Below are 8462 nucleotides of genomic sequence, written 5' to 3' on the forward strand. Positions count from 1 at the left end.
CACCCGCCCATCCCCGAGCGGGTCCGACGGCTGAGGGCGCTGAGCGCCCGCCTGGGAGCCCGCCCCGGTGGGCGCGGCGGCTGGGAGTACGCGTACTGAGGTGACGGACGGCGCTCCGGCCCCCCGCCGGGCCGCTGGCCGAGGCGACGCAGGGAGTGAACCGAAGCACGTCCAGCAGTGGACCCTTGACGCCCCGGGGGCTGACGGTAGGCTGCCCCGCTTTTTGCATTTCCCCGTGGAGGTCGTTCCCGTGCTGGTCCTGGTCCTCGCCCTTGCTGTCGGGCTCGCCATCTCGCTCTATTTCAATCTCTTCGCCGGCCCCAAGCACGCCGCGCTTCCCTCGTCGTCCTCGTCGGCGCCCCGCGCCGAGCTGGTGACGGACACCCAGGCGCGTGCCAAGGCCGAGGCGGAGCTGCAGCGCAAGCAGAAGGAGCTGGACGAGCAGCGCACTCAACTTCAGGACTTGAAGGAGCAGCTGAAGCAGAGCAAGCGCAAGCTCTACGAGCAGAAGGAGTCCGACAAGGGCGCGCTGGACCTGGCCAAGGCGCGCGCCGAGGTGGAGCGCAACGCCTCCGCGCAGCTCGAGCGGACCCGCGAGGAGCTGTCCCACGCGCTGGTGGAGAACCAGCGGCTGAAGGCGGACATGGAGGCCAAGGGCCGCCGCCCGCAGCCCGCGCCCGCAGCGCCCATCGCCGCGCCCGCGCCCGCCGCGCAGGTCGCCGCCCCCGCCCAGGAGGGCGAGGCCGTCATCGCCGCGGTGGTGCCGGTGGTGCCCTCGGCGACGGAGCCGGCGGCGCAGGAGCGTGGCCAGCGCCGCTACCGCGAGCTGAATGACGCCGACCGCGAGAAGATGGAGCGGCTGGAGCAGGCGGCGAACAAGGACCGCAACCGCGCGGTGGAGCTGGAGAAGGAGCTGCGCCGGGTGAAGGGCCGCAACGAGACGCAGCAGCGCGTCTATGCCGCCACCAAGCACGACCTGGACCTGAGCCGTGACAAGTACAAGGCCCTGGAGAAGCGCCTCAACCGCACGCTCCTGGAGCGCGACCTGATTCGCCGGGCCATCAAGGACCTGGAGAAGAAGACGGGCATGCTCGCCGACCGCACGGAGCTGACGCCCGAGGAGGTCGCCGCCAGCGACCAGCGCACCGAGGAGACCTCGCGCGTGCGCGCCGAGAGCGAGACCCAGGCCACCCCCAAGACGGAGGCCCCGGCCGACACCGAGCAGCAGGCGCCCGAGAGCGCTCCGGCCGACGCGGAGTCCAAGCCCGCGCAGGCCTGACGCACCCGCCCGATACGGGCACCTTGAAGGGCTCGGCATCCTGGAGGACCTCCAGGGCCGGGCCCTTCGTCATTTCCACCTCAGGCGTCGGACGAGCCGCAGCCGCCCTCGAGCGGCACCGGCCCCCGGGCCTGGATGAGGCCCGTCAGGAGCTTGTCCATGAGGCGCTTGAGCTCCGCCATCTCCGGCTTCGTGAGGTAGCGGAGCAGCTCCTCGTCCGTCCACAGGAGCGCGTCGCTCAGCAGGTTCAGCTCGGCATGGCCGGCCGGGGACAGCTCCAGGCGCGCGCACCGGCGATCCTCCGCGGTGCTTCGCTTCACCAGGCCGTCCTCCTCCAGGCGCGCGACGAGCCGGCTCACCGCGGGTGCGTCCACGAGCAGCCGCTCCGCGATGGCGGACTGGCTGCGCACACCGTCGGCGATGGATTTCAGCGCCAGCAACTGCATGAAGGGCCTGCTGGTCTGCTCGCCCAGCCGCTCGGTGAGGAGGCGGCGGATGGCGCGCCGCAGCGAGGCCATTTGCTCCGGGACAGTCATCTCCCCCAAAGATGGTTGCAGACTACAACCATTGTCAATTACATCGACGCGACGCGTTTGGTCACAACGGGGGGAAGTTTTCAGCCCACACGCAGTTCCCTCATTTCCTCCTCCTGGTATGGCCTCCCCTTCCGTCATTCTCCTGGCGCTCGTCGCGGCGTCGACGCTGACCGAGCCGTCATCGTCCATTCCCGCGCCCGTCCCCTTCCAGCCGAAGGTGGAGGACGCGATGCTCACCCCCGTTGCCCCCGCGCAGCGGCAGGTAACGACCTGGGACGAGGCGCTCGCGCTCGTCCGGGCGCGCTCCACCGACCTCCGCAGCGCCGAAGCCGGCGTGGAGCGCGCCGCGGGCCGCGCCCGTCAGGCCCTGGCCGCACTGCTACCCAATGCGCGTCTGTCGTCCAGTGTCGGTGTGGACCTCCTCAACCCCGACCTCCCCGTGGGCGCGGGCGGTACGCCGCTGGTGGGCATTGGCGGCGGCGACAGCGGCGGTCCCTCCACGCCGCTGGTCACCGCCACGGCGAACGTGACGCAATCCCTGGTGGACGTCAGCGCCTGGCGCGGACGCGCCTCGGCCGTGGCCGCCGAGGAGAGCGCGGCGGCGACGCTCGGGGAGACGCGGCGGCTGCTCACGCGGAGGCTGGCCCAGGTGCTGGTGTCCACGGTGGCGGCGGAGCGGGCGGCGGAGATCAACCGCGTGGGCCTGCGGCAGGCCCTGGAGCGCTTCGCGCTCGCGCAGCGCACCTATGAGCTGGGCGCGGGCAACCAGCTGGACGTGGTGCGCGTGGAGCAGGACGTGGCGGTGGCGCGCGGCGCCCTCGTCGCGGGAGACGAGCAGCTGCGGCGCAGCCGTGAGGCCCTGGGTCTGGCGGTGGGCTTTGGCGACGCCATGGGCGTCAGCCGGGACTTCAACCTCCAGGGACTGGTGAACGAGACGCAGCGGGCCTGCGCGCCCTTGAAGGACATGAACGCGCGGACGGACCTCGTGGCCTCGCGCGCGCAGCTGGAGTCCGCGCGCGACAGCCGCCAGCAGGCCACCGCCGGCTACCTGCCCACGCTGGGCCTGTCGAGCACCGCCATTGGCCTCACCACGGACCCCGGCTTCGGCCGCGTGGCCATCTGGAGCGTGTCCGCGGTGCTCTCCGTCCCCATCTGGGAAGGCGGCCTGCGCGGCGGCTTGATTCGCGAGCGCGAGGGCCTGGAGCGCCAGGCGGCGCAGGCGCTGGAGAGCACCCGCCGCGACGTGTCGATTGAGGTGGCCCAGGCCCGGCGCGCCGTGGAGGTAGCCGAGGCCCTGGTGTCGACGGCGGTGGCGTCCCGCGACCTCGCGGACCGGACCGACCGCCTCACCCGCCGTTCTTTTGAAGTGGGCCGCGGCAGCAGCCTGGAGCTGGTGCAGAGCGGAGCGGCCCTGCGCCAGGCGGAGCTGACCCTGGTGCTGCGTGAATTCGAGCTCGTCCAGGCGCGCCTGGACGCATTCCTGACGGAGGCGCGGTGCGACTGGTGAACCAGATGAAGGCGATGTGGGGTGTCACCCTGCTGGCGGTGGTGGCGGGCTGTTCGGGACAGAAGGCCGCCCCGCCGGCCCCGCCGCCCCGCGAGGTGGAGGTCCTGACACTCACCCCGCGCGAGGTGCGCGAGACGGGGGAGTACCTGGGCTCGCTGATGTCGCGGCAGAGCGTCAGCGTGCTGCCCCAGGTCGCGGGCTACGTGCGCAAGATTCACGTGCGCCCCGGTGAGAAGGTGGAGGCCGGCGCGGCGCTCATCGAGGTGGACTCGCGCGAGGGCACCGCCGCGCTCGACAGCGCGCAGGCGCAGCTCAGCTCCACCCAGGTGAGCCTGGAGCTGGCGCGCCGCACGCTGGAGCGCACCGAGGCGCTCTACAAGGAAGGGCTCGCGAGCGCGCAGGAGCTGGAGCAGGGCCGCGCGCAGGTGGAGGCCGCCCAGGCCGCGGCGCGTTCGTCCGCCGCGCAGGTGACGCAGCGCCAGGTGCAGCTCCAGTACCACCTGGTGCGCGCGCCCTTCGCCGGAACGATGGGCGACGTGCTGGTGCGGCTGGGTGACTACGTGGGCATGACGACGCCGCTCACCAGCGTGGCGCAGGCGGACGTGCTCGAGGTGAGCGTGTCGGTGCCGTCGACGCGCGCCCGGTCCATGAAGCCCGACACCGCGCTCGAAATCCTCGACGGGACGGGCAAGGTGCTGCTCACCAGCAACGTCTTCTACATCGCGCCCCAGGCGGACCCGCGCACCCAGCTGGTGGAGGTGAAGGCCGCCTTCCGCAACACCGTGGGCCTGCGGCCCAGCGAGCTGGTGCGCGCGCGGCTCGTGTACTCGGCCCGGGATGCGCTGCAGATTCCCGCGCTCGCCGTCGTGCGGCAGAGCGGCCAGCCCTTCGCGCTGGTGGTCCTGGCGAAGGACGGGAAGACGGTGGTGGAGCGCCGCCCCATCACGCTCGGCGCGCTGGGCGAGATGGCCTACGTGGTGGAGCGCGGGCTCCAGTCGGGCGACCAGGTCGCCGTGTCCTCGCTGCAGGCGCTGCGGGATGGCATGGCGGTGAAACCCAAGCAGGCCAACGCTCCCACTGGCAGCGGCCCGCCCCGGGCCTCTGGCACGGGTGGCGGCACTGTCGGCGGGAGCCGCTGAACGAAGGGCCGGATACAGCACCATGTTCGTCGACTTCTTCATCCGTAGGCCCGTCTTCGCCATCGTCTGCTCCATCCTGCTGACGCTGGTGGGCTTGATTGCCATCCCCACGCTGCCCATCTCCCAGTACCCGGACCTGGCGCCGCCACAAGTCACCGTGACGAGCACCTACGTGGGCGCGAGCGCCGAGGTGGTGGAGAGCGCCGTCACCATCCCGCTGGAGCAGGAGCTCAACGGCGTGGAGGGCATGCGCTACATCACCTCCACCAGCGGCAACGACGGCACCAGCCAGGTCACCATCACCTTCGATGCCGCGCGCGACATCGAGGTGGCCGCCGTGGACGTGCAGAACCGCGTCAGCCGCGCCTCGGCGCGCCTGCCCTCGCAGGTGAACCAGACGGGCATCGTCGTCAACAAGGCCTCCAGCCAGATGCTCCTGACGGTGGGCCTGTTCAGTCCGGACAACCGCTACGACGCCAAGTTCCTCAGCAACTACGCCGACGTGAGCCTGAAGGACGCCATCAAGCGCGTGCCCGGCGTGGGTGACGTGCGCATCTTCGGCGAGCGCAAGTTCTCCATGCGCCTGTGGCTGGACCCCACGGAGCTGGCGCGCCGCAAGCTGACGCCCCAGGACGTGACGCGCGCGCTCCAGGAGCAGAACCTCCAGGTGGCCGCGGGCCAAGTCGGCCAGCCTCCGTCCACCGAAGACCAGCCCTATCAGATAGCGGTGCGGGCCCGCGGCCGGCTGGTGGAGCCGGAGGAGTTCGGCGACATCGTCCTGATGCGGGCCACGGACGGCACCAGCGTCCGGGTGAAGGACGTGGGCCGCGTGGAGCTGGGCGCGGAGAACTACGGCACCGTCCTGCGCTTCAACGGCAAGACGGGCGTGGGCCTGGGCATCTTCCAGTTGCCCACCGCCAACGCGCTGGACGTGCGCGACGGCGTGTACGCGGAGCTCGAGCGCCTGTCGAAGCAGTTCCCGCCGGGCATGCAGTTCCAGACGGGCACCGACACCACCCTGGCCGTCCGCGCCTCCATCAACGAGGTCGTCAAGACGCTGGCGGAGGCCATCGTCCTCGTCATCCTCGTCATCTTCCTCTTCCTGCACGGCTGGCGCAGCGTGCTCATCACCGCCTTCACCCTCCCCGTCTCGCTGATTGGCACCTTCGCCTTCGTCTACCTGATGGGCTTCTCCATCAACACCCTCACCCTCTTCGGCCTCACGCTGGCCACGGGCCTGGTGGTGGACGACGCCATCGTCGTCATCGAGAACATCGAGCGGTTGATGGTGGAGCGGCGCCTGTCTCCCATGCAGGCCGCGCGCGAGGGCATGAAGGAGGTGGCCGGCGCCGTCATCGCCATCTCCATCGTGCTGGTGGCGGTGTTCGTCCCCGTGGCGCTCTTCCCGGGCACCACGGGCGCCATCTACCGTCAGTTCGCGCTGACCATCGCCGCCTCCATGGTCCTCTCCGCCTTCTGCGCCCTCACGCTCACCCCCGCGCTCAGCGCGCGGATGATGAAGCACCACGTGGGCGAGAAGTGGGTCTTCTTCCGCTGGGTGGACAAGGTGCTGGACGGGACGAAGGCCCTCTACGGCCGGGGCCTGCGCAAGCTGCTGAAGTATCCGGCCCTCATTCTGCTCGCCTTCCTGGTGTGCATCGGAGGCACGGTGCTGCTGTTCCGCGTCGCGCCCACGGGCTTCATCCCCGACGAGGACCAGGGCTACGTCATCATCTCCATCCAGGGCCCCGAGGGCATGTCGCTCGCCCAGACGGAGAAGGTGCTGGCCGAAGCGGAGGCGATTCTGCAGGCGCAGCCCGAGGTGCGCGCCATGTTCGCCATCGGCGGCTTCTCCATGCAGGGCAGCGGCCCCAACATGGCCACCATCTTCTCGGCGCTGGCCCCCTGGGAGGAGCGCGCGGGCAAGGAGCAGTCGGTGTCCGCGCTGGTGGAGCGGCTGCGGGCCCCACTGAGCCGCATCGGAGGGGCGCGCGTGCTGCCCTTCCAGCCCCCCGCCATCCGCGGCGTCGGCAGCGTGGGCGGCTTCCAGTACATCGTCGAGGACATCGACGGCACCAAGTCGCTGGATGACCTGGCCGCGGCCACGCAGCTGCTGGTGGCCAAGGGCAACGAGGACGCGCGGCTGCGCGGGGTCTTCACCTCCTTCAACGCGGACACGCCGCTGCTCGACGTGGAGGTGGACCGGCAGAAGGCGAAGGCGCTCGGCGTGCCGATTGAGCAGGTGTTCGGCACCATGCAAGTCTACATGGGCAGCCAGTACGTCAACGACTTCAACTACGCCAACCGCACGTACCGCGTGTACGTGCAGGCGGAGCAGCAGTTCCGCGACAGCCCGTCGGACATCGGCGCCTTCTACGTGCGCAGCGACACCGGGGACATGATTCCGCTGGAGTCGCTGGTGAAGGTGGAGCCCACCGTGTCCGCCCAGGTCATCCGCCACTACAACCTGTTCCGCGCGGCGGAGGTCAACGGGCAGCCGTCGCCGGGCGTGTCCTCCGGCCAGGCGATTGAAGCCATGGAGGCGCTGGCCGCGCAGCACCTGCCCCAGGGCATGAGCGCGGAGTGGACGGGCATCAGCCTGGAGCAGAAGGAGAGCGGTGGGCAGACGGCCATCATCTTCGCGCTGGGCCTGCTCTTCGTCTTCCTGGTGCTCGCGGCGCAGTACGAGAGCTTCAGCCTGCCGCTGGTCATCATCTTCTCCGTGCCCCTGGCCATCATGGGCGCGCTGGGGTTGCAGCTGGCGCGCGGGTTCGCCAACGACGTGTTCTGCCAGGTGGGACTGGTGATGCTGGTGGGCCTGGCCAGCAAGAACGCCATCCTCATCGTCGAGTTCGCCGAGCAGCTCCGGGAGAGAGGGAAGAGCGCCACCGACGCGGTGGTGGAGGCGGCGGAGGTCCGCCTGCGTCCCATCCTGATGACGTCCTTCGCCTTCCTCCTGGGCGTGGTGCCGCTGATGACGGCCTCCGGCGCCGGCGCGGCGTCCCGCAACTCGCTGGGGACGGCGGTGTTCGGCGGCATGCTGGTGTCCACGGTGGTGAACTTCGTGTTCATCCCCGGGCTCTACGTGCTGATGCAGAAGCTCCGCGGCGATGCGAAGCGGTCCACCGGTGAGGACGAAGCGGTGCCCACGCCCGCCGCGTCCCACTGAGGCCCGCGACAGACCTGAACCGACCGCGGCCCGGCTCCTCTCATGAGGGGCCGGGCCGTGTGCTGTCAGGCCTGTCAGCGATTAGAACGGAATGCCGTTGCCGCCGCAGCCGCAAACCCTGCGGCTGGTCCGGATGTACTCGGTGCACGTGTCGCCCACCGGGTTGGAGCAGACGCGGTACTGGTTGCGGGCCTGGTACTGCGTCCCCGTCGTGTACCACTCACAGTCGCTCGGACGCTCGGGATTGCAGATGCGCTGCTTGCACGCGATGTCATCCGGATCGCACGCCGAGATGGCACCGCAATCCACGACAGCAGACCACCCCGTACACGCGCCGTACCCGGCGGCGACACAGGCACCTTCGGGCGTGGTACCGCACGCCGTCTGCAGGGCCTGCAGCATCTGCGCGTCCGGCACTGGAATCGAAGACTGGAGCTTCTCCAGCTCCTCCGTCGAGAGCGTGGACAGCTGCGCGCCCTCATCGACGGGAGCCTCCTCCATTGGCCCGCAGCCCGTCATCATCACCACCATCACCACAGCACCCACCAGCGTCTTCAGCTTCATCGTGGTTCTCCTCTGACGTCTCCCGCCGCTGGGAGACACGTACCGGCCCGCGCCCACAAGGAATCGCAGGCTCGCATTGCCATACGAAAGGGACGCGGCAACCTGGCTCGAAGAAAAAACAATTCCAGACAAGAGAGCCCCATCACACGCGGCAGCCCATCGGCACGACGCACCGGAGCGCGGCGCATCCGCGAGGCTCCGTGCGTCAAAGACGGGTACCCGGCAGGCCCCTGGGGTACGCTGAAACCCACCGGAGGTACCCCCCTCC

Annotated in this window: 6 protein-coding genes; 4 read left to right on the forward strand and 2 right to left on the reverse strand. The window is 70.3% G+C overall.

Translation table 11 applies throughout. From position 1 onward, the window contains the following. Nucleotides 1–250: 250 nt before the first annotated feature. Nucleotides 251–1279: a cell envelope biogenesis protein TolA gene (locus tag HV824_RS33450; RefSeq protein ID WP_176421429.1), complete on the forward strand. Its 1029-nt coding sequence runs from the start codon at nt 251–253 to the stop codon at nt 1277–1279. Between the two features lie 80 nt (nt 1280–1359). Here the strand turns inward: HV824_RS33450 and HV824_RS33455 are convergent, their stop codons facing one another. After that, entirely contained in the window at nt 1360–1815 is a 456-nt protein-coding gene (locus tag HV824_RS33455) for a MarR family winged helix-turn-helix transcriptional regulator (protein WP_176421430.1), read from the reverse strand. A 118-nt stretch (nt 1816–1933) separates the two neighbouring features. On the opposite strand from HV824_RS33455, the gene HV824_RS33460 reads away from it, so the two are divergent. The 3 genes from HV824_RS33460 to HV824_RS33470 are packed head-to-tail and all read left to right on the forward strand — an operon-like array spanning nt 1934 to nt 7630. After that, on the forward strand, nt 1934–3322 hold the full coding sequence (locus HV824_RS33460; RefSeq protein ID WP_176421431.1) for a TolC family protein: 1389 nt from the start codon (nt 1934–1936) through the stop codon (nt 3320–3322). Further along, the gene (locus HV824_RS33465; protein WP_176421432.1) at nt 3310–4461 is read left to right on the forward strand and encodes an efflux RND transporter periplasmic adaptor subunit; all 1152 of its coding nucleotides are present in this window, start codon (nt 3310–3312) and stop codon (nt 4459–4461) included. The genes HV824_RS33460 and HV824_RS33465 overlap by 13 nt, the downstream gene beginning before the upstream one ends. Nucleotides 4462–4483: 22 nt before the next feature. Beyond that, nucleotides 4484–7630, forward strand: coding sequence for an efflux RND transporter permease subunit (locus tag HV824_RS33470; protein WP_176421433.1), 3147 nt, complete (start codon nt 4484–4486; stop codon nt 7628–7630). Nucleotides 7631–7711: 81 nt separating this feature from the next. Here HV824_RS33470 and HV824_RS33475 read toward each other — a convergent pair whose 3' ends face one another. Continuing rightward, the gene (locus HV824_RS33475; RefSeq protein ID WP_176421434.1) at nt 7712–8194 is read right to left on the reverse strand and encodes a hypothetical protein; all 483 of its coding nucleotides are present in this window, start codon (nt 8192–8194) and stop codon (nt 7712–7714) included. Nucleotides 8195–8462: the final 268 nt, after the last annotated feature.

Source organism: Myxococcus sp. AM009 (assembly GCF_013372605.1).
Classification (GTDB): Bacteria; Myxococcota; Myxococcia; order Myxococcales; family Myxococcaceae; genus Myxococcus; species Myxococcus vastator.

Excerpts from the sequence above, each read along its gene's own strand:
- HV824_RS33455 (WP_176421430.1), bottom strand. The coding sequence starts at position 1,815 with ATGACTGTCCCGGAGCAAATGGCCTCGCTGCGGCGCGCCATCCGCCGC.
- HV824_RS33460 (WP_176421431.1), top strand. The coding sequence starts at position 1,934 with ATGGCCTCCCCTTCCGTCATTCTCCTGGCGCTCGTCGCGGCGTCGACG.
- HV824_RS33475 (WP_176421434.1), bottom strand. The coding sequence starts at position 8,194 with ATGAAGCTGAAGACGCTGGTGGGTGCTGTGGTGATGGTGGTGATGATG.
- HV824_RS33470 (WP_176421433.1), top strand. The coding sequence starts at position 4,484 with ATGTTCGTCGACTTCTTCATCCGTAGGCCCGTCTTCGCCATCGTCTGC.